This window comes from Nocardioides sp. NBC_00163 (genome assembly GCF_045206295.1).
In the GTDB taxonomy this organism is placed as follows: domain Bacteria; phylum Actinomycetota; class Actinomycetes; order Propionibacteriales; family Nocardioidaceae; genus Nocardioides.
In genome coordinates, this window is record NZ_CP108155.1 from 1,243,168 (window position 1) to 1,265,202 (window position 22,035).

General features: G+C 70.3%; 21 protein-coding genes and 1 riboswitch. Of the genes, 13 read left to right on the forward strand and 8 right to left on the reverse strand.

All coding sequences use genetic code 11. The features are described from left to right. Window positions 1–186: 186 nt before the first annotated feature. Window positions 187–522, reverse strand: coding sequence for an L-rhamnose mutarotase (locus OG801_RS05940; protein ID WP_406034435.1), 336 nt, complete (start codon window positions 520–522; stop codon window positions 187–189). A 137-nt stretch (window positions 523–659) separates the two neighbouring features. Here OG801_RS05940 and OG801_RS05945 point away from each other — a divergent pair, with 137 nt between their 5' ends. From OG801_RS05945 to OG801_RS05970, 6 genes are all read left to right on the forward strand, one after another. Further along, window positions 660–1,703 (forward strand): LacI family DNA-binding transcriptional regulator, encoded by a 1,044-nt coding sequence (locus tag OG801_RS05945; RefSeq protein ID WP_355020522.1) that lies wholly within the window; start codon window positions 660–662, stop codon window positions 1,701–1,703. An 84-nt stretch (window positions 1,704–1,787) separates the two neighbouring features. Next, complete coding sequence (locus OG801_RS05950) at window positions 1,788–2,810, forward strand: LacI family DNA-binding transcriptional regulator (RefSeq protein ID WP_406034437.1); 1,023 nt, start codon at window positions 1,788–1,790, stop codon at window positions 2,808–2,810. Window positions 2,811–2,921: 111 nt separating this feature from the next. Next, window positions 2,922–4,073 carry a Gfo/Idh/MocA family protein gene (locus OG801_RS05955; RefSeq protein ID WP_406034439.1) on the forward strand — a complete coding sequence of 384 codons (1,152 nt, stop codon included), beginning with the start codon at window positions 2,922–2,924 and terminating at the stop codon, window positions 4,071–4,073. Beyond that, window positions 4,070–5,254 carry a dihydrodipicolinate synthase family protein gene (locus OG801_RS05960; protein WP_406034441.1) on the forward strand — a complete coding sequence of 395 codons (1,185 nt, stop codon included), beginning with the start codon at window positions 4,070–4,072 and terminating at the stop codon, window positions 5,252–5,254. The genes OG801_RS05955 and OG801_RS05960 overlap by 4 nt, the downstream gene beginning before the upstream one ends. Continuing rightward, window positions 5,251–6,102 carry a sugar phosphate isomerase/epimerase family protein gene (locus tag OG801_RS05965; protein ID WP_406034443.1) on the forward strand — a complete coding sequence of 284 codons (852 nt, stop codon included), beginning with the start codon at window positions 5,251–5,253 and terminating at the stop codon, window positions 6,100–6,102. Before OG801_RS05960 ends, OG801_RS05965 begins: the two co-directional genes overlap by 4 nt. After that, window positions 6,102–7,223, forward strand: coding sequence for a glycerate kinase (locus OG801_RS05970; protein ID WP_406034445.1), 1,122 nt, complete (start codon window positions 6,102–6,104; stop codon window positions 7,221–7,223). The genes OG801_RS05965 and OG801_RS05970 overlap by 1 nt, the downstream gene beginning before the upstream one ends. Window positions 7,224–7,302: 79 nt before the next feature. On the opposite strand, the gene rhaS is transcribed toward OG801_RS05970, so the two are convergent. The 4 genes from rhaS to OG801_RS05990 are packed head-to-tail and all read right to left on the reverse strand — an operon-like array spanning window position 7,303 to window position 11,967. Further along, window positions 7,303–8,334, reverse strand: a complete 1,032-nt coding sequence (rhaS, locus tag OG801_RS05975) for a rhamnose ABC transporter substrate-binding protein (protein WP_406034447.1) — start codon at window positions 8,332–8,334, stop codon at window positions 7,303–7,305. 5 nt (window positions 8,335–8,339) lie between these two features. Then, window positions 8,340–9,404 (reverse strand): ABC transporter permease, encoded by a 1,065-nt coding sequence (locus OG801_RS05980; RefSeq protein ID WP_355020515.1) that lies wholly within the window; start codon window positions 9,402–9,404, stop codon window positions 8,340–8,342. Continuing rightward, window positions 9,401–10,444 (reverse strand): ABC transporter permease, encoded by a 1,044-nt coding sequence (locus OG801_RS05985; RefSeq protein ID WP_355020514.1) that lies wholly within the window; start codon window positions 10,442–10,444, stop codon window positions 9,401–9,403. The genes OG801_RS05980 and OG801_RS05985 overlap by 4 nt, the downstream gene beginning before the upstream one ends. After that, complete coding sequence (locus tag OG801_RS05990; RefSeq protein WP_355230477.1) at window positions 10,441–11,967, reverse strand: sugar ABC transporter ATP-binding protein; 1,527 nt, start codon at window positions 11,965–11,967, stop codon at window positions 10,441–10,443. The genes OG801_RS05985 and OG801_RS05990 overlap by 4 nt, the downstream gene beginning before the upstream one ends. A gap of 178 nt (window positions 11,968–12,145) precedes the next feature. Between OG801_RS05990 and OG801_RS05995 the strand changes: the two genes are divergently transcribed. The 4 genes from OG801_RS05995 to OG801_RS06010 all read left to right on the forward strand — a co-directional run bounded on the left by OG801_RS05995 (window position 12,146) and on the right by OG801_RS06010 (window position 15,931). After that, window positions 12,146–12,844, forward strand: a complete 699-nt coding sequence (locus OG801_RS05995) for an NAD(P)H-dependent oxidoreductase (protein WP_406034449.1) — start codon at window positions 12,146–12,148, stop codon at window positions 12,842–12,844. A 28-nt stretch (window positions 12,845–12,872) separates the two neighbouring features. Then, window positions 12,873–13,060: riboswitch (cobalamin riboswitch) on the forward strand. A 53-nt stretch (window positions 13,061–13,113) separates the two neighbouring features. Next, a complete protein-coding gene (locus tag OG801_RS06000; protein WP_406034452.1) occupies window positions 13,114–14,154 on the forward strand; it encodes an ABC transporter substrate-binding protein in 1,041 nt (346 codons plus the stop codon). Continuing rightward, window positions 14,154–15,167 carry a FecCD family ABC transporter permease gene (locus tag OG801_RS06005; protein WP_406034454.1) on the forward strand — a complete coding sequence of 338 codons (1,014 nt, stop codon included), beginning with the start codon at window positions 14,154–14,156 and terminating at the stop codon, window positions 15,165–15,167. The genes OG801_RS06000 and OG801_RS06005 overlap by 1 nt, the downstream gene beginning before the upstream one ends. Continuing rightward, window positions 15,164–15,931: an ABC transporter ATP-binding protein gene (locus tag OG801_RS06010; RefSeq protein ID WP_406034456.1), complete on the forward strand. Its 768-nt coding sequence runs from the start codon at window positions 15,164–15,166 to the stop codon at window positions 15,929–15,931. The genes OG801_RS06005 and OG801_RS06010 overlap by 4 nt, the downstream gene beginning before the upstream one ends. Here OG801_RS06010 and OG801_RS06015 read toward each other — a convergent pair. After that, window positions 15,928–16,797, reverse strand: coding sequence for a family 16 glycosylhydrolase (locus tag OG801_RS06015; RefSeq protein ID WP_406034457.1), 870 nt, complete (start codon window positions 16,795–16,797; stop codon window positions 15,928–15,930). The two genes, OG801_RS06010 and OG801_RS06015, sit on opposite strands and share 4 nt — an antisense overlap. A 211-nt stretch (window positions 16,798–17,008) precedes the next feature. Here OG801_RS06015 and OG801_RS06020 point away from each other — a divergent pair, with 211 nt between their 5' ends. Together OG801_RS06020 and OG801_RS06025 are read left to right on the forward strand one after the other, a co-directional pair. Next, window positions 17,009–17,182 carry a hypothetical protein gene (locus OG801_RS06020; protein WP_091048707.1) on the forward strand — a complete coding sequence of 58 codons (174 nt, stop codon included), beginning with the start codon at window positions 17,009–17,011 and terminating at the stop codon, window positions 17,180–17,182. Next, window positions 17,179–18,687, forward strand: coding sequence for an amino acid permease (locus OG801_RS06025; protein ID WP_355020506.1), 1,509 nt, complete (start codon window positions 17,179–17,181; stop codon window positions 18,685–18,687). The genes OG801_RS06020 and OG801_RS06025 overlap by 4 nt, the downstream gene beginning before the upstream one ends. A gap of 9 nt (window positions 18,688–18,696) precedes the next feature. Here the strand turns inward: OG801_RS06025 and OG801_RS06030 are convergent, their stop codons facing one another. Both OG801_RS06030 and OG801_RS06035 read right to left on the reverse strand, forming a co-directional pair. Beyond that, a complete protein-coding gene (locus OG801_RS06030; protein ID WP_406034460.1) occupies window positions 18,697–19,848 on the reverse strand; it encodes a S1C family serine protease in 1,152 nt (383 codons plus the stop codon). 177 nt (window positions 19,849–20,025) lie between these two features. Beyond that, the gene (locus OG801_RS06035) at window positions 20,026–20,850 is read right to left on the reverse strand and encodes a class II glutamine amidotransferase (protein WP_406034462.1); all 825 of its coding nucleotides are present in this window, start codon (window positions 20,848–20,850) and stop codon (window positions 20,026–20,028) included. 35 nt (window positions 20,851–20,885) lie between these two features. On the opposite strand from OG801_RS06035, the gene OG801_RS06040 reads away from it, so the two are divergent. Beyond that, window positions 20,886–22,025 carry a glutamate--cysteine ligase gene (locus tag OG801_RS06040; protein WP_406034464.1) on the forward strand — a complete coding sequence of 380 codons (1,140 nt, stop codon included), beginning with the start codon at window positions 20,886–20,888 and terminating at the stop codon, window positions 22,023–22,025. The last annotated feature ends 10 nt before the right edge of the window (window positions 22,026–22,035 follow it).

A 22,035-nucleotide genomic window follows, 5' to 3' on the forward strand; every position in this document is an offset into this window, starting at 1 on the left:
TGCGTTTCAGCACCCACCGCGAGAGGTCAGTTTCTGACCGCGAGGGGTCAGTTCCTGGCCGCGAGGGGTCGGTTCCTGGCCGCGAGAAGTCAGTTCCTGGCCTCGGACCCATTCCGCGTACAAAAATCGACGCCTCGAGGTCAGAAACTGACCCCTCGGCGTCAAGAACCGACTTCTCGGGGTGAATCAGCGACCGAGCTGGTCCTCGAGGTGGAAGACCTCCTCGAGGCGGAGGAAGCCCTCGTCGGGCGCGACACCGTCGAGATCCTCGAAGAACTCCGCCATCTCCGCCTGCCAGCGGGCGTTGACCTCCGTGGCCGCCATCCCGGCCTGAGCAGCCTCGATGGAGGGGGTCTCGACGTAGCCGATGAGCAGGCCGTCGGGACGGAGGAACAGGGAGTAGTTGTGCCACCCGGTCTCCGCGAGCGCCCGGAGCATGTCGGGCCAGACGGCGGCGTGGCGTCGCTTGTACTCCTCGATGCGCTCGGGCTTGACCTGCAGCTGGAAGCAGACGCGCTCCATGACGACCTCCGATGAAACGATTTAGGCACGGACGCTAATGAGCATGTCCGACATCGGTCAATCCCGGTAGCGTCCCTCCTCGTCACAGCGCCGCCCACGGCCTATGCTGCGATTGAACGTTTCAGGAAGGAGCCCAGGTGGCGATCACCCCAGGTGCGGGTACACCGCGCAGCGCCTCGGTCAAGGACGTCGCGGCCACCGCAGGCGTCTCCCTCGGCACGGTGTCCAACGTGCTCAACCGCCCCGACCGGGTCAGCCGGACTACACGCGAGCGGGTGGAGCGCGCGATGGCCGACCTCGGCTTCGTACGCAACGAGTCGGCGCGCTCGCTGCGCACCGGCAGCACCCAGTCGCTGGCCTACGTCATGCTCGACGCCGGCAACCCGTTCTTCACCGACGTGGCCCGTGGCATCGAGCTGGCCGCCGAGGCGGCCGGGCTCTCGCTGTTCCTGTGCAACAGCGACGGCCGCTCGGCCCGCGAGGGCGCCCACCTTGCCCACCTGCAGCAGCAGCGGGTCCAAGGCATCCTGATCACCCCGGTCGACCCCGACGACCCGCAGCTCGACCAGCTGATCGAGCGGGGCACCCCGGTCGTCATCGTCGACCGCACCCGGGCCGGATCGTCGTTCTGCTCCGTCGCCGTCGACGACGTCCTGGGCGGGCGGCTGGCCGTCGAGCACCTCATCGACGCCGGCCACAAGCGGGTGGCGTACGTCGGTGGGCCGGAGTCGATCGGACAGGTCCGCGACCGCGGCGAGGGCGCCCGGCAGGCCTGGGCCGAGGCCGGGCTGCCGCCCGAGGACCTCGTGGTTCTCTCCTGCGAGGCCCCGACCGTCGCCTGTGGCCGCGCTGCCGGCGAGCGGCTCGTCGGGCTGTCCGCCCGGCGCCGCCCCACCGCCGCGTTCTGCGCCAACGACCTGCTCGCGCTCGGACTGCTCCAGCAGACGATCTCCAGCGGCCGGACCGTACCCGGCGACCTCGCGATCGTCGGCTACGACGACATCGAGTTCGCGGCCGCCGCGGCCGTGCCGCTCACCTCCGTGCGCCAGCCCCGCCAGGACCTCGGCCGCCGCGCCGCCGAGCTGCTCCTCGACGAGGTCGGCGACCCCACCCACCAGCACGAGCAGGTCGTCTTCACCCCCGAGCTCGTCGCCCGCGCCTCCACCCTCGGACGACCCTGACCGCCGAGTCGGCCGGAGCAGGAGCGGGCGTACGTCTTCATCGGATGCCTTAGGCTCCAGGATCGGAAGCCGAAGGAGAGTCAGTTGGCCGGAGAACGCGCAGCGACGCTGAGCGATGTCGCCCGCGAGGCAGGGGTCTCGCTGGCCACCGCGTCGCGAGCGTTGAACGGGAGCGACCGGGTGGTGCGCCCCGAGCTGCAGGAGCGGGTCCTGGCCGCGGCGAACAAGCTCGGATACACGCCCAACGCCAACGCCCAAGCCATGGCGCGCGGCTCGACCGAGACGGTCGGGCTCCTGGTGAAGGACATCTCCGACCCCTACTTCTCCACCATCGCCGGCGGCCTGGCGGACGAGGCCGAGAAGCACGGCCTGCTGGTGATGCTGTGCAACACCGGCGGCCAGCCCGAGCGCGAGCAGAAGTTCCTGGCCGCGCTGCGGCGCCAGCGCAGCCGGGCGATCGTGCTGGCGGGAAGCGACACGGCCGACGTACGCCACACCAGCGAGGTCGCTGACCTGCTGACCTCCTACCTGGACGGCGGCGGCCGGGCGGCCGCGATCAGCCAGCCGCGCCTGCCGGTCGACACCGTCGTGATCGACAACCACGGCGGCGCCAAGGCGCTGGCCGAGCAGCTGGTCAGCCTCGGCTACCGCCGTGCCGCGGTGCTCACCGGCCCCGAGAACCTGCTGGTCTCGGCCGAGCGTCACGCCGGCTTCGCGGAGGGATGGCTGGAGGCGACCGGCTCGGAGCCGACGTACGTCGCCGACGAGTTCAGCCGCGACGGCGGACGCCGGGCGATGACCCGGCTGCTCGATGACGGCCCGAAGGTGGACTGCGTCTTCGCGGTCAACGACCTGATGGCCGTCGGCGCCCTGGCCGCCTGCCGGCATGCCGGCGTCGAGGTGGGGCCCGATCTGGCCGTCGCCGGCTTCGACGACATCGCCACGCTGCGCGACGTGACACCCGGGCTGACCACCGTACGTCTCCCCTTGGCCGACATCGGCAGACTGGCGCTCGAGCTCGTCCTCGGCAAGCCGTCGGCGGAGCTTCGCAAGCGGTCCGTGCACGGCGAGGTCGTGCTGCGGGAGAGCACTCCCCCGCGCTCCTGAGTTCGGCTCGGCGGAACACCCTCTTGCGACGGCCATCACATTTGCCATACCGTATTGGAAAGCGCTTTCCCCATTGCTCTCCCGTACTTCCAGCAGACGAGGAACCCTCACATGGCCACACGACGGCTCGGCATCATCATGAACGGCGTCACCGGACGCATGGGCTACCGCCAGCACCTGGTGCGCAGCATCCTGGCGATCCAGGAGCAGGGCGGTGTCGAGCTCTCCGACGGCACCCGGATCCTGCCCGACCCGATCCTGGTAGGACGCAATGCCGAGAAGCTCCAGGAGATCGCCAAGGAGCATCGCCTGGACCGTTGGACCACCGACCTCGACGAGGCCCTCGCCAACGCCGAGGACACGGTCTACTTCGACGCCCAGCTGACCAACGTCCGCGAGGTCGCCATCACCAAGGCGGTCGCGGCCGGCAAGCACGTCTACACCGAGAAGCCGATCGCCGACGACGTCGAGGGCTCGCTGCGCCTGGCGCGCCTGGCGGCCGACGCGGGCGTGAAGAGCGGCGTCGTCCACGACAAGCTCTACCTACCGGGTCTCCTCAAGCTGAAGCGGCTCGTCGACTCCGGCTTCTTCGGCCGCATCCTCAGCGTGCGCGGCGAGTTCGGCTACTGGGTCTTCGAGGGCGACCTGCAGCCCGCCCAGCGGCCGAGCTGGAACTACCGCAAGGAGGACGGCGGCGGCATCACCACCGACATGTTCCCCCACTGGAACTACGTCCTGGAGAACCTCTTCGGCAAGGTCGAGGCCGTCACCGCCAAGGTCGTCACCCACATCCCCGAGCGCTGGGACGAGAAGGGCAACGCCTACGCCGCCACCGCCGACGACTCCGCGTACGGCATCTTCGAGCTCGAGGGCGGAATCGTCGCGCAGATCAACTCCTCATGGGCCACCCGGGTCAACCGCGGCGAGCTGGTCGAGTTCCATGTCGACGGCACCCACGGCTCGGCCGTCGCCGGCCTGCACCACTGCGTCGCCCAGGATCGCAACCTGACCCCGAAGCCGGTCTGGAACCCCGACCTGGTCGAGAGCATCCGGTTCCGCGAGCAGTGGTCCGAGGTGCCCGACAACCAGCCCTTCGACAACGGCTTCAAGGCCCAGTGGGAGCAGTTCATCCGCTACGTCGAGGGCGACGGCGACCACCCCTACGACTTCATGGCGGGTGTCCGGGGCGTCAGGCTCGCCGAGGCCGGGCTCGAGTCTTCGACCGAGGGCCGCCGGATCGAGCTCGGAGAGATCCAGCTGTGACCTCAGTACGCCTCCCGTTGCCCGACGGCGGCACCGAGCTCCACACGCTCGCGGCCCCCACGGCGTGGACGAAGCCGAGTGCGCCGTTCACCTCCCGCACCGCGTACGCCGCCGCCCACGTCGTCCCCCGCGTGCTCGCCGAGAACGTGCCCGGCGCCCCCGCCGACATCGACTGGGACCGCACCCTGGCCTATCGGCACGAGCTGTGGTCCTACGGTCTCGGCGTCGCCGAGGCGATGGACACCGCCCAGCGCGGCATGGGCGTCGACTGGACCGCCGCGGCCGAGCTGATCCGCCGCTCCGCCGCCGAGGCGGCCACCGTGGGCGGGTCGATCGCCTGCGGCGCCGGCACCGACCAGCTCGCCCTCGACGCCGTCCCCGAGGGCAGGGCCGGCCTGGCCACCGTCATCGACGCATATCGCGAGCAGATGAAGGTCGTCGCCGACACCGGAGCGACCACGATCGTGATGGCCTCGCGCGCGCTCGCCCGGGTCGCCCGCAGCGCCGAGGACTATGCCGAGGTCTACGCGACCATCCTCGACGAGGCCGAGAGCCCGGTGATCCTGCACTGGCTGGGCGACATGTTCGACCCGGCGCTGGCGGGCTACTGGGGCTCCTCCTCGGTCGAGGAGGCGACCGAGACCTTCCTCGACGTCATCCGGGCCCGTCCCGGCAAGGTCGACGGGGTCAAGGTCTCGCTCCTCGACGCAGAGCACGAGGTCGGGCTGCGCCGGGCGCTGCCCGGCGGCGTACGGCTCTACACGGGGGACGACTTCAACTACCCCGAGCTGATCGTCGGCGAGGGGACCGAGGAGGGCGAGTTCTCGCACGCGCTGCTCGGCATCTTCGCCGCGATCTACCCGGCCGCCTCGGCCGCACTGCAGGCGCTCGACGACGGTGATCCCGAGACGGCAAAGCAGCTGCTGGAGAGCACCCAGGCGCTCGGCCGCAAGATCTTCGAGGCGCCGACCTACTACTACAAGACCGGGATCGCGTTCCTCTCCTGGCTCAACGGCCACCAGCCCGGCTTCTCCATGGCCGGCGGCCTGCACGCCGGTCGCTCGGTGCTCCATCTGGCCGAGGTGTTCCGGCTGGCCGACGCGGCCGGCCTGCTGACCAGCCCCGACCTCGCGGCCGCACGCATGCGCGCCTTCCTCACCGTGCAAGGAGTCGACCAGTGACCGACAGCAGCACCGGGCTGGAACGCCTCTCGCTCAACACCAAGACCACCAACTCCTGGACCCTCGCCGAGGCCGTCGACGGAGCCGCTCGCGCCGGCATCCCCGCCCTGGGGCTGTGGCGCGACCGCGTGCACGAGGCCGGGCTGGAGAAGGCCGCCAAGCTCGTACGCGACGCCGGGCTGCGCGTCTCCTCGCTCTGCCGCGGCGGCTTCCTGACGGCATCGGACGAGGCCGGGATCGCCGGCGCGCTCGAGGACAACAAGCGGGCGGTCGACGAGACCGCGACGCTCGGCACCGACTCGCTGGTGATGGTCGTCGGCGGACTCCCCGAGGGAGATGTGGACCTGGGCGGCGCCCGCGAGCGGGTCGCCGACCGGCTCGGTGAGCTGGCCCCGTACGCCGGTGACCACGGCGTGAAGCTCGTCCTGGAGCCGCTGCACCCGATGTACGTCGCCGACCGCGCGGTCATCTCGACCCTCGGCCAGGCGCTCGATCTGGCGGCGCCACACCCGGTCGACGCGGTCGCGGTCGTCGTGGACACCTTCCACGTCTTCTGGGACCCGGACATCGCGGCCCAGATCGAGCGGGCCGGCGCGGAGGGCCGGATCGCGTCGTACCAGGTCTGCGACTTCAACCTGCCGATCCCCGCCGACGCGCTGCTGGCGCGCGGGATGATGGGCGACGGTGTCATCGACTTCGCGTCGATCACGCGGATGGTCGCCGCGACCGGCTACACCGGCGACGTCGAGGTCGAGATCTTCAACGAGGCGGTCTGGGCCAGCGACCCCGACGACGTGCTCGCCACCATGGCGCAGCGCTACCGCGACCTCGTCCTCCCCCACCTGTGATGCCGGCTCGTCGAGTCGTCGTCGCCTGCGACAAGTTCAAGGGCTCCCTGACCGCACGCGAGGTCGACGAGGCGGTGGCCGCCGGGATCCTCGCGGCGAACCCCGAGGCAGAGGTACGCATCGTGCCGATCGCCGACGGCGGCGACGGCACCGTGGCAGCGCTGGCCGGCGCCGGCTTCGACCTGGTGCCGGTCGAGGTCTCCGGCCCGACCCTCGAGCCGGTGGCGGCGCACTACGCCGTACGCGGCGACCTGGCGGTCGTCGAGCTCGCCGACACCTGCGGGCTGCTGCGGCTGCCCGGTGGTCGGCTCGCCCCGCTGACCGCGTCCTCCCGGGGTCTCGGTGAGGCCGTGCTCGCCGCCGTCGACGGTGGTGCTCGCACGGTCGTCATCGGCCTCGGCGGTAGCGCCAGCAACGACGGCGGCGCAGGAATGCTCCGCGCCCTCGGCGCACGCCTCCTCGACGCAGCCGGGTCCGAGCTCCCCGAGGGCGGCGGCCCCCTCGGGAGCCTCGCGGAGATCGACCTCTCCGGCCTCGACCCTCGTCTCCAGGAGACCGAGATCGTGGTCGCCTGCGACGTCGACAACCCGCTTCTCGGCCCCCGCGGCGCGGTCGCCACCTTCTCCGCGCAGAAGGGCGCCGGCCACGCGGACCAGGAGCTGCTCGAGGCAGCCCTGGCGACGTACGCAGCCACGGTCGCTGCGGCCACCGGACGCGATCACGCCGAGATCGTCGACGCACCCGGCGCGGGCGCGGCCGGCGGCGTCGGGTTCGCCGCCCTCGCGGTGCTCGGCGGACGGGTCGAGCGCGGCGTCGAGCTGCTGCTCGGCCTCGTGGGCTTCGCCGAGGCGCTTGCGGGCGCGGACCTGGTCGTCACCGGCGAGGGCTCCTTCGACCACCAGACCCTGTCCGGGAAGGCGCCGATGGGCGTGCTCCAGGCTGCTCGCAAGGCGAACATCCGCGCCGTCGTCGTCTGCGGCCGCACCACCCTCTCCCCCGCCGAGGCGGAGCAGGCGGGGGCAGCGCAGGTGCGCGCGCTCACCGACCTCGAGCCCGACCCCGAGCGCTGCATGACGAACGCCGCCGAGCTGCTCTCACAGCTCGGCGGCGAACTCGGGTAACACGTCGTTCGTCGGTCTATCCGGTCGTTCCCATAGGGCGAGTAGTCCTACGAACAGCGTGTTACACGGGGCGGGAACCTCAGAAGTCGAAGTCGTCGATGTTCGACTCGTCGAAGACTGTCGGCTCACCCAACACGACTACGCCGTCGGCGCCTACGGTGTATTCACCCAGGTCACCGGCCTCGAAGGTGTCGCCCTCCTTGCCCTCGATGTCACCGGAGGCGAGCGCGTCGGCGGTGTACGCGGCGAGGTAGCCGAGCTGCTCGGGGTCCCACAGCGCGAACGCCTTGACGGTGCCGTCCTTGACGTACTCCCGCATCTGGTTCGGGGTGCCGAGACCGGTCAGCGCGACCTTGCCCTTGTACTCCGAGTCGGACAGGTAGCGCGCGGCCGCGGCGATGCCGACCGTGGTCGGGCTGATGATGCCCTTGAGGTTCGGGTGGGACTGCAGCAGGCCGGCGGTCTTGTCGAACGACTTCTGGTCGTCGTCGTCACCGTAGACGGTCTGGACGAGCTTGATGTTCGGGTGGCTCGCGGCCAGCTCCTCCTCCATCAGCTTGATCCACTCGTTCTGGTTGGTGGCGTTGGCAGCCGCGGAGAGGATCGCGATCTCACCCTCGTCGCCGATCTGCTCGGCGATCAGGTCGACCTGGCTCTTGGCGATGCCGGCGGCGTCGGCCTGGCTGACGAAGGCGTCGCGGAACTGCGGCTCGGTGTCGGAGTCCATCGTGACGACCTTGGTGCCGGCGTTGCGGGCCTCCTCGAGCGCGTCACCGATGGCGGTCGGGTCGTTGGCCGAGATGACGAGCGCCCCTGCGCGCTGCTGGGTCGCGGTGTTGATGAAGCTGACCTGGGAGTCGGGGGTCGACTCGGTCGGGCCCACCTGCTTCCAGGTGGTGCCGATCTCGTCGGCGGCCTTCTTGCCACCCGTGTCGGAGGCGTCGAAGTAGGGGTTGCCGAGGTTCTTCGGGATGAAGGTGATGCTGCTGGTGTCGCCGCCACCCTCTCCATCGCTGCCGCTGTCGCTCCCGCCGCCGCAGGCGGACAGGGCGAGGCCGAGGGCCGCAACGATGGCGACGGCACTGCCTGCGCGTCGGAACTTGCTGGTCATGTCTCTCACTCCGATTTCTTTGAGGATGGTTCGTCCGAGCTGTGTTGCCGGCGATAGGTGCCGACGATGCGACCGGTCCAACCGAGAACGCTGGCCGCGATGACCGCTGCGATGAGAAGTACGCCGGTGATGATCTGGATGATGTTGGCGCTGAGTCCGTCCAAGCGCAGCGCGCTGCCGATCGTCCCGATCAGGACGACGCCGGCGATGACCCCGGGGATGGCCCCGCGGCCGCCGAAGATCGAGACCCCGCCGAGGAGCACCGCGGCCACGACCTGGAGCTCCAGGCCGGTGGCGTTGTCGCCACGGGCGCTGCCGTAGCGCAGCGTGAAGTAGATGCCCGCCAGCCCCGAGACCAGACCGCTGAGGGTGAACAGGATCAGCTTCGTACGGTCCACGTTGACGCCGGAGAAGCGGGCCGCGTCCTTGCTGAGGCCAGCCGCGAAGATGCCGCGCCCGAAGGGCGTGAAGTGCAGGATCACGGCGAAGATCAGGATCAGGACGACCAGCGGGATCGTCATCAGCGGGATCTGGGAGCCGCCGATCCGGGCTTGTACGGCGTCACCCCAGGCGTCGGGCCAGTCGGTGATCGCGGTGGTGCCGAGCGCGCCGACCGCGATGCCGCGGAAGAGCGCCATGGTGCCGATCGTGACGGCCAGCGACGGCAGTCCGAAGCGGGTGACGAGCACCCCGTTGAGCGCTCCGGCGACCGCACAGGCGAGCAGGGCGATCACCATCGCGGCGACCATCGGGAGGCCCTCACGGTGCAGCACCCCGAACAGCACGCTGGAGAGCCCGACGACGCTCGCGACCGACAGGTCGATCTCGCCGGTGATGATGATCAGCGTCATCGGCAGCGCGATCAGCAGGATCGGCGCGATGTCGAGGACCAGGAAGTAGACCGTGATCGGGTCGGAGAAGTTGAGGATCGCGATCGAGGCGTACAGCCACACGACCACGAGCAGGGCGATGATCGCCGAGTCCCTGGTCATCAGGGTGCGCTGCCACCACGGCTTGGCGTGGGCGGCGTACGTCCTCGTCGGTGCCTTCTCGGAGAGCAGGCTGGTCATGAATCTTCCCTCTCTGCGAGGAGCTTGTCGTGCTGACGGCGGGCGAAGTAGCGGTCCAGGACGATCGCGCCGATGATCAGCGCACCGACGACGGCCTGCTGCCAGAAGTCGGGGATGCCCAGGACCGGGAGCGCCCGGTTGATGGTGGTGAGGAGGTACGCCCCCAGGGCTGCCCCGAGGACGGTGCCGCTGCCGCCGAAGATGGCCACGCCACCCACGACCGCGGCGCCGACGGCCTCGAGCTCGATGCCCTGGCCGACACCGGAGCTGATGGTGCCGTAGCGGGAGACGTACAGGATCCCGGCGAGGCCGGCGAGCGCACCCGAGGTGGCGAACGCCTGCAGGACCCGGCGCTTGTCACGCAGCCCGTAGAGGGTGGCGGCGTCGGGGTCGGAGCCGATCGCGTAGAACTCGCGGCCGACGCGGGTGGAGCGCATCAGGTAGATCGCGACGGCCAGCAGCGCGAACGAGATCCACGCGAGGTTGGGGATGAACAGGAACGATCCGGTGCCGAAGTCGAGCAGCCCGGGCGGGATGTCGGAGGCGTTGATCCGGTCGCTGCCGGCCCACTCGAGCATGATCCCGCGGTAGACGTAGAGCGTGCCGAGGGTGATGACCAGCGCCGGCACCTTGGCGAAGGCGACCAGGGCCCCGTTGATCAGGCCGAGCACGGCGCCCGCGGCGACGGCGATCAGGACGACCAGGATCACGGGGAGCCCGGTGTCGAGGAAGAGCCGCCCGGCCAGGTAGGCCGTGAGCCCGAGGGTCGAGCCGACGCTGAGGTCGACGTTGCGGGTGACGATCACCATCGCCTGGCCGATCGCCAGGCACACCAGGATCGCGGGGGTCAGGGTGAGGTCGCGCCAACCGTCCGTGCTGAACAGGAAGTTGGGGTTCACCGCCGTGGTCACCACGAGCAGCGCGATGAAGGCGACGGCGATGCCGGTCTCACGCTGCTTCAGGAGCCAGGTCAGCCGGCTGGCTGCTCGGTGGCGTGGCTGCGGCGCGGCCGGGGCGGGCGCGTCGAGCGTGGTGGTCATGATGCCTCGCTGACGTTCAGGGTGGTGGAGTGGTGGGCCGTCGCTGCGCGCATGACGGCCTCGGGGGTCGCCTCCGCGCGGCTCAGCTCGGCCGTCTGGTGACCCTCGCTGAGGACGATCACGCGGTCGGCCATACCGAGCACCTCGGGGAGCTCGGAGGAGATCATCAGGATCCCGAGACCCTCCTGCGCGAGGGTCGAGAGCAGGCGGTGGACCTCGGACTTGGTGCCGACGTCGATGCCTCGGGTGGGCTCGTCGATGATCAGCACCTTGGGCCGGGTCGAGAGCCACTTGGCCAGGACGACCTTCTGCTGGTTGCCGCCCGAGAGCGTGCCGGCCAGGGTGTCCAGCGTCGCGGCCTTGACCTCGAGCCGGGCTGCCCAGTCGGCGGCCGAGCGGTTCTCGATGCCGGTGCTGATCAGCCCGGTGCGGGCGAGCCTGCCGCTCGTCGGGAGGGTGATGTTGCGCGAGATCGGCGCGTCCAGGACGAGACCGTGCTGGCGGCGGTCCTCGGGGACGAACGCCAGCCCCATCTCGATCGCCCGTCGCGGGTCACCCGGCGGGACCGGCCGGCCCTCGAGGGTGACCTCGCCGCTCTCGTAGGGGTCGACGCCGAAGATCGCCTGCGCGACCTCGCTGCGCCCGGCTCCGACGAGGCCGGCCAGGCCGACGATCTCGCCCTCGCGGACGGTGAGGCTGATGTCCTGGAACAGGCCGGTGCGGGTGAGGCCCTTGACCTCGAGCAGGGGCTTGCCGACGGTGGCCTCGAGCTTCGGGTAGAGGTCGGAGACCTCGCGCCCGACGAGCCGCTGGACGATCTCGTCCTCGGTGACCGCCGAGATGGGGTCGGTGGAGATATAGGCACCGTCGCGCATCACCGTGATCGTGTCGCAGAGCGCGAACACCTCGTCGAAGCGGTGCGAGATGAAGACGACGGCACAGCCCTGGTCGCGCAGCGTGCGCGCCACGCTCATCAGCCGCTCGACCTCGTTGCCCGACAGGGCGGCGGTCGGCTCGTCCATGATCAGGACCTTGGCGTCGAGCGAGAGCGCCTTGGCGATCTCGATCAGCTGCTGGTCGGCGATCGAGAGGCCCTCGGTCGGACGGTCGGGCTCGATCGGGACGCCGAGCCTGGCGAAGAGCTCGACGACCTCGGTGCGCATCGCGGCGCGGTCGATCTTGCCCCAGCGGTTGGTCGGCTGGCGTCCCATGAAGATGTTCTCGGTGACCGAGAGGTCGGGGAAGAGGGTCGGCTCCTGGTAGATGACCGCAACCCCGGCCTGCTTGGCGTCGGCGGTGTTGCGGAAGTCGACCTGTTCTCCGGAGAGCAGGTAGTCGCCGGCGTCGCGGCGGTAGAGCCCGGCGACGATCTTGACCAGGGTCGACTTCCCGGCACCGTTCTCCCCCACGAGCGCGTGGATGGATCCGGCCTCGACCCGGAGGCTTCCGGACCGGAGGGCGCGTACGGGGCCGAAGGACTTGGCCACGTCCCGCAGCTCCAGTGCGGCGGGTGTGTCCGGCATGGGCAGCTCCTCGAATTGAAAGGTTTCAAGCCTGGTTTACGCTAGTGATGGCAATCACATACGTCAACACTCTGAGGCCGCTAATTTGAGCGAGATCCGGACTTTGTCATCAGACCGCGTCGGCGCCCGCCCGGATCCAGTCGGGAATCCCTCCGCGTCAGACGGCGTTCAGAGCCCCATGCACGCACTCTGGGTATGGGCACATCCGCACGCGTCATCACTCAACGGACGGCTGCGCGAGATCGGCGTGGACGCGCTCGGCGCGGCCGGCTGGAGCGTCGACGAGATCGACCTCTATCGAGAAGGTTTCAATCCACTTCTGGTGGAGCGGGGCGAGGCCGACGTACGCCGCCACCAGGACCGGCTGCGGGAGGCCGATCTGCTGGTCGTGCAGTTCCCGCTGTGGTGGTATTCGGTGCCGGCCATCCTCAAGGGCTGGATCGACCGGGTCTTCGAGTCGGGGTTCGCCTTCGACGTACCGGATCCGGAGACCGGCAAGCCGCTCAAGTACGGCAAGGGCGGCCTGATCGGCAAGCGCGCGCTGACGATCGTCACCGCCGGTGACCGGGCCGCGACGCTGGGTCCGCGCGGGATCAGCGGCGACATCGAGGACGTCCTGTGGCCCCTTCTGCACGGCACGTTCTGGTACACCGGGATGGAACCGCTGCGCCCGCACCTGATCACGGACACCGACACCATCGACGCCCAGGTCATGGCGCGGATCGAGGCCGATCTGAGCGTACGTCTCGAGGGCGTGATGACGGAGCCGCGGATCGACTACCGGCCGATGGCCGAGGAGCACTACGACCACACGATCAGACTCCACGACTCGGTCGCGCCCGGGGAGGACGGGCTGAGCGCCCATCGCGAGGGCTGAGGTCGTCCCCCACGGGGGCGGGGCCCCCTGCTACGGTCTTGGAGCCAGCCGCTCGGGACGTAGTCCCGGCACGGGAACCCGGTGAGAGTCCGGGACTGACGCGCAGCGGTGTGGGTGACGGACGGGACACTGTGCCACTGGGCCCTCGGGCCTGGGAAGGCGTCTCGCGCCGGTCGATCCCGAGTCCGAAGACCTGCTGGCCCTGCAGCAGACCGCTGCCGGTCAGGACGGGCGACGCGCACCAGCCCGCGACCAGCTCGAGGACCGACGTGCACCTCTCCCGCACCATCCGAACGTTCACCGCGAGCACCGTCCTGGTGCTCTGCTCCGCACTGGCCGGCTGCGCCGCCAACCAGCCCTCCGGCGCACAGCAGGCGGCCGCCGACACCACCGGCTTCCCGCTCACCCTGACCAACTGCGGGCGCGAGATCACCCTCGAGGCACCGCCCGAGCGCGTCGTCTCGCTCAACCAGGGCTCCACGGAGATCCTGCTCTCGCTCGGACTGGCCGACCGGATGGCCGGCACCGCGACCTGGACCGACCCGGTGCTCGACTCGCTGGCCGCGGACAACAAGGGCGTGCCCCGGTTGGCCGAGAACGCGCCCTCCTACGAGCGCGTCCTGGAGGCCGAGCCGGACTTCGTCACGGCCTCCTTCATCAGCACGCTGGGCGAGGGCGGGGTGACCACGCCCGAGGACCTGGAGAAGCTCGGCGTCGGCTCCTACCTCTCCCCCGCCGAGTGCCTCAAGGACAACGAGGGCGATGACGACGGCACCCGCCACGACGCCCTCGAGATCGACACGATCTTCCAGGAGATCACCGACCTGGCGCGGATCTTCGGCGTCCCCGAGCGGGGCGAGGAGCTCGTCGCCGACCTGTCGAAGCGGCTGGAGACCGCCCGGACCGAGGCGCCGGAAGGCGAGGTGAGCGCCATGTACTGGTTCGCCAACTCCGAGTCGCCCTATCTGGCCGGCTGCTGCGGCGGCCCGGGGATCATCGGCCGCACCCTCGGCATCGAGAACGTCTTCGACGACACCACCGACGAGTGGCCGCAGATCAACTGGGAGACCGTCGCCGAGCGCAACCCCGATGTCATCGTCCTCGGCGACCTGACCCGCAAGAGCCAGACCGCCGAGACCGCACGCGCCAAGATCGACTACCTGAAGAGCAACCCGGTCACCGCCCGGATGGACGCGGTCCAGAACGATCGCTTCGTGACGCTCTCCGGAGCCGAGCTCAACCCCTCGATCCGCACCGTCTACGCGGTCGAGAACGTCGCGGACCAGCTGGCCGACCTCGACCTCCGCTGATGCCCGTACGCCTCCCCCGCGCCGGCGTCCTGCTGGTGGCGCCGCTGGTGGTGCTGGCCTCGGTCGCCGGCGCCATCACCGTCGGGCCCTCCGACCTGAGCGTCGCCGACGTCTACGGCGTCGTGGCCGACCGAGCCGGGCTCGGGCTCTCCGACCTCACTCTGCTCCAGCAGAGCATCGTGTGGGACCTGCGGCTGCCGCGTACGTTGCTGGCCGGGATCTGCGGGGCCGGACTGGCGATCTGCGGAGTGATCCTGCAGTCGCTGCTGCGCAACCCGCTCGCCGACCCGTTCGTGCTCGGCATCTCCTCGGGAGCCTCCACCGGGGCGGTCGCGGTCGTCGTGCTCGGCGTCGGCTCGGGCGCGATCGGTCTCTCCACCGGGGCGTTCGCGGGCGCGCTCGTCTCGTTCGCGCTCGTGCTGCTGCTCGCCTCGCTCGCCGGCGGCACCACCGACCGGCTCGTGCTGGCCGGCATCGCCGCCACCCAGCTCTTCTCGGCACTCACCTCGTTCATCGTGTTCACCGCGGCCGACGCCGAGCAGACGCGCGGAGTGCTCTTCTGGCTGCTCGGGTCGCTCTCCTCGGCGAGCTGGACCGACGTACTCGTCTGCGGGGTGATCGTGCTCGGCGGGCTGCTCTGCTGCGTCGCGGGCGCCGGGTGGATGGACGCGTTCGCGTTCGGCAACGACGCGGCGGCTTCGCTCGGCGTCGACGTCACGCGCATCCGGGCCGTGCTCCTCGTGCTCACGGCGCTGATGACGGCCGTCATCGTCTCCACGTCCGGAGCGATCGGCTTCGTCGGTCTGGTCCTGCCCCACTTCGCCCGCGCGCTGGTCGGGGTCGGGCACCGGCTGCTGCTCCCGGCCACCGCGCTGCTCGGCGCGATCTTCCTGATCTGGGTCGACACCGCGGCCCGGACGGTGATCGATCCCGAGGAGCTCCCGGTCGGGGTGGCGACCGCGCTGGTCGGGGTGCCGGCCTTCGCGCTCGTGCTGCTGAGGGCCCGCCGATGACCGCGCTCGAAGCCGGCAGGGTCCACTGGGCTCCCCGTGGCCGGCTCGTCGTCGACGAGGTGTCCCTGCAGGTCGAGGACGGCACCACCGTCGGGCTGCTCGGTCCCAACGGTTCCGGGAAGTCCTCGCTGATCCGGATCCTGGCCGGGCTGAAGCCACCGGACTCCGGGGACGTCCTGCTCGACGGCAGCCCGCTCGCCGGCATGTCCCGGCGCCGGCTGGCACGCCGGCTCGCGGTCGTCGAGCAGGAGCCGGCGACCAGCCAGGACCTCCGCGTACGCGACGTCGTCGCGCTCGGCCGGGTCCCCCACCGCCCGGCCTGGGCTCCCGACAGCGCCCACGACCGCGCCGTCATCGAGGAGGCCGCCGCCCACGCCGGCATCGCAGACCGCCTCGACCAGCGCTTCTCGACCCTCTCGGGCGGCGAGCGGCAACGTACGCAGATCGCTCGGGCGCTCGCCCAGGAGCCCGAGATCCTGCTCCTGGACGAGCCGACGAACCACCTCGACGTACGTCACCAGCTGGCCCTGCTCTCACTGGTCCGCCGGATGCCCACGACCTGCCTCGTCGCCCTGCACGACCTCAACCTCGCCGCCGCCTACTGCGACCAGGTCTTCGTGCTCTCCGAAGGCCGCGTCGTGGCCGGCGGACCGCCCGCGCAGGTGCTCACCGAGACCCTCATCGCCGAGGTCTACGGCGTGCGAGCCCGGGTGCATCACGACGACGGCGTCGTCATCCGCTTCCTCGGGCCCGTCACGTCCTAGAGCTGCGAGTCGTAGACGCGTACGTAGTCCACGACCATGCTCTGCGGGAACTGGGTCGTGCCGTCGGGGTTGCCGGGCCAGTTGCCGCCGACCGCGACGTTGAGGATGAAGAAGAACGGCTGGTCGAAGACCCAGGGGTTGGCGCCGGTGTTGGCCGTGGTGAAGGTCTGGTAGGCCACCCCGTCGACCGACCAGGTGATCGAGCCGGGCCGCCAGTCGATCGCGAAGGTGTGGAAGGTGTCGGCGAAGGACCAGCCCTGCGGGTGCATGTACTGACCGGTGATGCCGTTGCCGCCGGAGTATCCCGGACCGTGCAGGGTGCCGTGGACCAGGTGGGGCTCGTAGCCGACGTTCTCCATGATGTCGATCTCGCCGGCGTTCGGCCACGGCGTGTTCGGGAACTGGCCGCCCAGCATCCAGAAGGCCGGCCAGATCCCCTGGCCGCGCGGGATCTGGATCCGCGCTTCCAGGCGGCCGAACTTCGGCTGCACCTTGCCCTTGGTGGTGAGTCGGGCCGAGGTGTAGCCGCTCCCGCTCCGGCGGGCGGTGATGACCAGGTTGCCGTTGCCGTCGAGGGCGGAGTTCTCGCGAGAGTCGGTGTAGGTCTGGAGCTCGTTGTTGCCCCAGCCGCCGCCTCCGGTCTCGAAGTTCCAGTTGGCGCCGTTGGGGGCGCTGCCGGCCGGCCCGTCGAACTCGTCGGACCAGGTCAGGGCGGCCGCCTCGACGTCTCCGGTGCGGCTTGCTGCGCCGCCGGCGTCGGGGCCGGGCACGGCGGCCGGCGCGGCCAGCGGGGCAACCAGGACGAGCGCCAGAGCGGCGGTCGCCGTGAGTGTGGTGCGGATGGTGCGGATCCTCGAGCTACGCATCGAACGCTCCTTCATGGGGGTTAACTGTAAGGCGACCTTACTGTTATTTGCCGTCCGGTGGAACGGAAACGCCGGGCGACGTCCGGTCACCGCGAGAACCCGCTCGATGCGTTCTAATTGGTCCCCGGAGCGGGGCCATCGGGGGCCCTGCCAGGTGAAGGTGATCGCATTGGCACGGGATCCATACAGGCCACGGACGCCGATCATCGGCATGACAATGGTGTTCCTCGCGTTGGCGATCGTCGGGGTGACGGCGTACCTGCATCTCGGCTGGTGGTCGCTGATCGGCTACGCCGTGGCGGCGGTCGTCGCCGTGGTCGGCGGGTGGCTCCTGTTCAAGGACGTGCCCGAGCCGCCGCACTCCGGACCGGGAGCGAGCCGATGACCGACACCGAAGGCCAGACCAGCGGCCAGGCCAGCAATCAGGTCAGCGGCCTGACCGACGAGGACGAGGGCTACCACAAGAGCCTCAGCCCCCGGCAGCTGCAGATGATCGCGATCGGCGGCGCGATCGGCACCGGACTGTTCCTGGGAGCGGGCGGCCGCCTCCACGAAGCCGGACCGGGCCTGTTCCTCGTCTACGCCTTCTGCGGCGTGTTCGTCTTCCTCATCCTGCGCGCGCTCGGCGAGCTCGTGCTGCACCGACCCTCGTCGGGATCGTTCGTCTCCTACGCCCGGGAGTTCCTGGGTGAGCCGGCCGCTTTCGCCGCCGGCTGGATGTACTTCCTGAACTGGGCGATGACCTCCATCGTCGACGTCACGGCGATCGCGACGTACATGCACTTCTGGGGCACCTTCGAGGTCGTCCCGCAATGGGTGATCGCGCTCGTCGCGCTCGCGGTCGTGCTCTCGATGAACCTGATCTCGGTCAAGCTCTTCGGCGAGCTGGAGTTCTGGGCGGCGCTCATCAAGGTGGTCGCGCTGCTGGGCTTCCTCGTGCTCGGGACGATCGTGCTCGCCGGAGGCGAGGAGCTCAACGGCCAGGAGACCGGGATCGGCATGGTCATCGACAACGGCGGGCTGTTCCCGGTCGGTGTGCTCCCGCTCGTCATCGTCATCTCCGGGGTCGTCTTCGCGTACGCAGCGGTCGAGCTCGTCGGCACCGCCGCCGGTGAGACCGCCGAGCCGGCCAAGATCATGCCCCGGGCGATCAACTCCGTAATCGCCCGGATCGCGGTCTTCTACGTGGGCTCGCTCGTGCTGCTCGCGCTGCTGCTGCCATACACGACCTACCGGGCGGACGAGAGCCCGTTCGTGACGTTCTTCGACCAGCTCGGGATCGCGAACTCCGGCACCATCATGAACCTCGTGGTGCTGACCGCGGCGCTCTCCTCGCTCAACGCCGGCCTCTACTCGACCGGGCGCATCCTGCGCTCCATGGCGATGAGCGGGAGCGCGCCGAGCTTCACCGCGCGGATGTCGAGGAACGGGGTGCCGTTCGGCGGGATCCTGCTCACCGGCTGCATCACGCTCCTCGGCGTCGGCCTCAACGCGATCGTGCCGGGCCAGGCGTTCGAGATCGTGCTGAACATGTCGGCGCTCGGCATCATCGCCTCCTGGGCGACCATCGTGATCTGCCAGATCCAGCTCTACCGGCGCTGGAAGAAGGGCCTGATGTACCGGCCCGACTTCCGGCTGTGGGGATCACCGTGGACCGGCTACGCCACCCTCGTGTTCCTTGCGACCGTGCTGGTCCTGATGGGCTTCGACTACCCGATCGGCACCTGGACGGTCGCGACCCTGGTCATCATCATCCCGGCGCTGATGATCGGCTGGCGGCTCGTCCGAGACCGCGTCCAGCAGATCGCCCTCGAACGCGAGGGCTACACCGGCGCGATCCCGATCAGGGCGGAGCGTCCGCGCGCCGACGAGGACGGACCGAGCAGCTGACCCTCGTGGTCAGGCGACCGGGCCCTCGCCGAGCGTCACGGTCGCGGTGTGGGCCTGGCCGGCGGCGTCGGTCCAGCTGACCGAGATCTCGTCGCCGGGCTCGTGGTCGCCGAGCACCGAGGTGATGTCGTCGATGCTGGCCACGGCGGTCCCGTCGACGGAGGTGATCGTGCTGCCCTCGGTGATCCCGGCTGCCTCGGCGGCGCCGTCCTCGACGACACCGACGACCAGCGTCGACCTGGTCGTGTCGACCTGCACCCCGAGCGCGGCGGCCGAGCCACCGATCTCGACGTCGCCCGACTCCTCCCCGGCGAGGATCTGGGCGGCGATGTCGAGCACGGTGTCGATCGGGATGGCGTAGCCGGAGATCTCGGCCGAGCCCGAGGTCGCGGCGACGTTCATCCCGATGACCTCGCCGTCCTCGTCGAGCAGCGCGCCGCCGGAGTCGCCGGAGACGACGTCGGCGTCGGTCTGGATCAGGTCGCTGAGCTCGGCGGCGGTGCCGTCCTCGTTGTTGACGGTGATCGCCGTGCTCGGGTCGGTGACCGTGCCGTCGGCGGCCGAGAGCGAGCCCTGGCCCTCGGCGTTGCCGACTGCGGTGACCTCCTCGCCCTGGGTCGCGGCGTCGCGGTCGGTCGCGACCGTCGAGAGCCCCGAGGCGTCCTCGAGCTGCAGCACCGCGACGTCGTGGACGTCGTCGTAACCGAGGACCGTCGCTGCGTACGTCTCCCCCGTGCTCGGGTCTGCCACGGTGATCGAGGTCGCGCCCTCGACGACGTGGTGGTTGGTCACCACGATCCCGTCTCCGGTGATCGTGAGTCCCGTGCCCGCTCCCTGCCCGGTGCCGTAGCCGACCGTGGTGTTGATCAGCACGACGCCGGCCGACTCGGCCTCGGTCGCGGGCTCGGAGTCGACGGTCGCGGTCGAGGAGTCGAGGCCCTGCCGGTAGGGGTCCACGATCCCGCCGCCATAGGCCCCGCCGCCGTAGCTCTCGATGGAACCGCCGTAGCCGTAGCCGTATCCGGGCCCGGACTCGGCTGCGTACGTCTTGGTGGCGCCGACCGCGGCCACCGCGAGGGCCGGGGTGGCGATCGGGATCGCGACGAGCGGGATCGCCAGGACGGCGAGGAGAGAGTGACGAATACGGCGGGAGCGGGACATCGGGTCCTCCTTGAGGCGGTTGATGCCTCAAGATTCCGCCCGCCCGCTGTGGGCTTCCTGTGAGGAAGGCACGGACTGGCTGGGAAATTCAGCTCGGCTCGGAATGAAGCGATGCCCGATGGGGTACCTCTGGGCATGCCCGAACGCACCCCACAGCAGGTCGGCGGTACCCCGTCATCAGTCGCGGGCCCGCAGCGCGTCGGCGCCGAGCTGAGCGATCGGGTCCAGCCTGGTGACCTCGCGGGTGGCCAGGTCGACCATCACCGCGGTGTCGGCGGGTACCGGGGTCCAGCCCGGCTGCCCCAGACCGCTGGAGACGATCTCGAGGCCGTGGTCGGTCCGGCGGTAGTCCATCGCGAAGTACTCCGTCGTGTGTCGCGGCGGGATGTCGCCCTCGTCGTCGAAGAGCTCGCGCAGCGCGCGCAGGGGCGAGTCGGCACGCGAGTTGATGTGGATCGCGAACATGTGCGTCCGGGTGAGCATCAGCGCGTTCAGGCTGCATCGCGGGAACTTCTGGACCAGCGTGGCCAGTGCTCGCGTGACGCCCTCCGCCTCGTCGCCGAACTTCTCGACGTTCTGGTGCACGAAGTGGAAGTAGCGCTCGCTGTCGGTGTCACCGCGCAGCCGTGCACGGGAATCCGGGGTCAGCAGCGCCTCGAGATCCGCGATCGGGGAGATGTGGCCGTTGTGCGCGAACGCGGCGCCGTCGGTCAGGAACGGGTGGGTGTTCTCCGGACGTACGTCGAGCCCACCCGTCGCCCAGCGAAGATGCACGAACCCGGCGTGGGAGAGCGGGGCCTCGACGAGCCGGCGATAGGCCTCGTCGATGTGCGCGGAACGCGGCGAGCTCGTCGTGCAGGTGCCCTCGGGCGTGTGCCAGGACATCCCCCAGCCGTCGGAGTGCACGGACGTGAGCGAGGTGAACGCGGCCAGCCCCTCCTCCCCGAGAAGGTCGGCTACGGCACACGGGGACTCGGTCACATATCCGAACAGGCGACACATCGTCGAGTTGCTCCTTCCAGAGGCAGGCGTGAGCAGTGAAGAGCCACCATTCGAGCAGTACCCATCACCAGGTCAGGACAGTCGGCGTCGAGGAGGAGCTGCTCCTCGTCGACGCCGAGACCGGCGCGCCGCGATCGGTGGCCAGCGACGTGCTGCGGGTGGCGCGGCGGCACGGCGACACCGAGGTCGAGGCCGGCGAGGCCGGTGGCTCGGTGGGCCCGGAGCTGCAGGAGCAGCAGGTCGAGACCGACACGCCGGCAGAGGAGTACCTCGGGATCCTCGAGCAGGACCTGAGGAGGTGGCGCGACAAGGCGCGTGCGGCCGCGACCGAAGCGGGCGCGCTGATCCTGGCCAGCGGCACGACCCCGCTCCCGGTACGTCCCCAGACCTTCGACAGCGAGCGCTATGCGGCGATCAGCGAGCAGTTCGGGCTGACCGCCACCGAGCAGCTCACCTGCGGCTGCCACGTGCACGTCTCCGTCGACTCCGACGACGAGGCCGTCGGGGCGCTCGACCGGATTCGCACCTGGCTGCCGGTGCTGCTCGCGGTGAGCGCCAACTCGCCCTTCTGGCAGGGCGGCGATTCGGGCTACGCGAGCTACCGGTCCCAGGCGATGACCAGGTGGCCGACGAACGGTCCGACCGAGGTCTTCGGCAGTGCCCAGGCGTACGCCGACCACGTGCGCATGCTCGTCGACACCGGGGTGCCGCTCGATGAGGGCATGGCGTACTTCGACGCCCGGCCGTCCCGCAGCTACCCAACACTCGAGATCCGGGTCGCCGACGTCTGCCTCGACCCCCGCGACGCCGTGCTCGTCGCCGCGCTGGCGCGGGCGCTGGTCGAGACCGGCGCCCGGGAGTGGGCCGAGGGCCGGCCGCCCGACCCGGTGTCGGTGGCCGTGCTCCGGCTCGCCATGTGGCAGGCGGGACGGCACGGGATCACCGGCGATCTGCTCGACCCGCGGACCCATCGACCGAGGCCGGCTCGTGAGGTGGTGGAACGCCTGCTCGAACACATCGGCCCGGCGTTGCGTGACACCGGAGACCTGGTGCGCGTCGAGAAGAGCATCGGCCGGATCTTCACCGGCGGCACCGGCTCCACGACCCAACGCCGGATCCACGACGAGGAGGGTCGTCTGGACCGAGCAGTGGTCCGGCTGGCCGAGCTCACCTGAGTTTTCCACC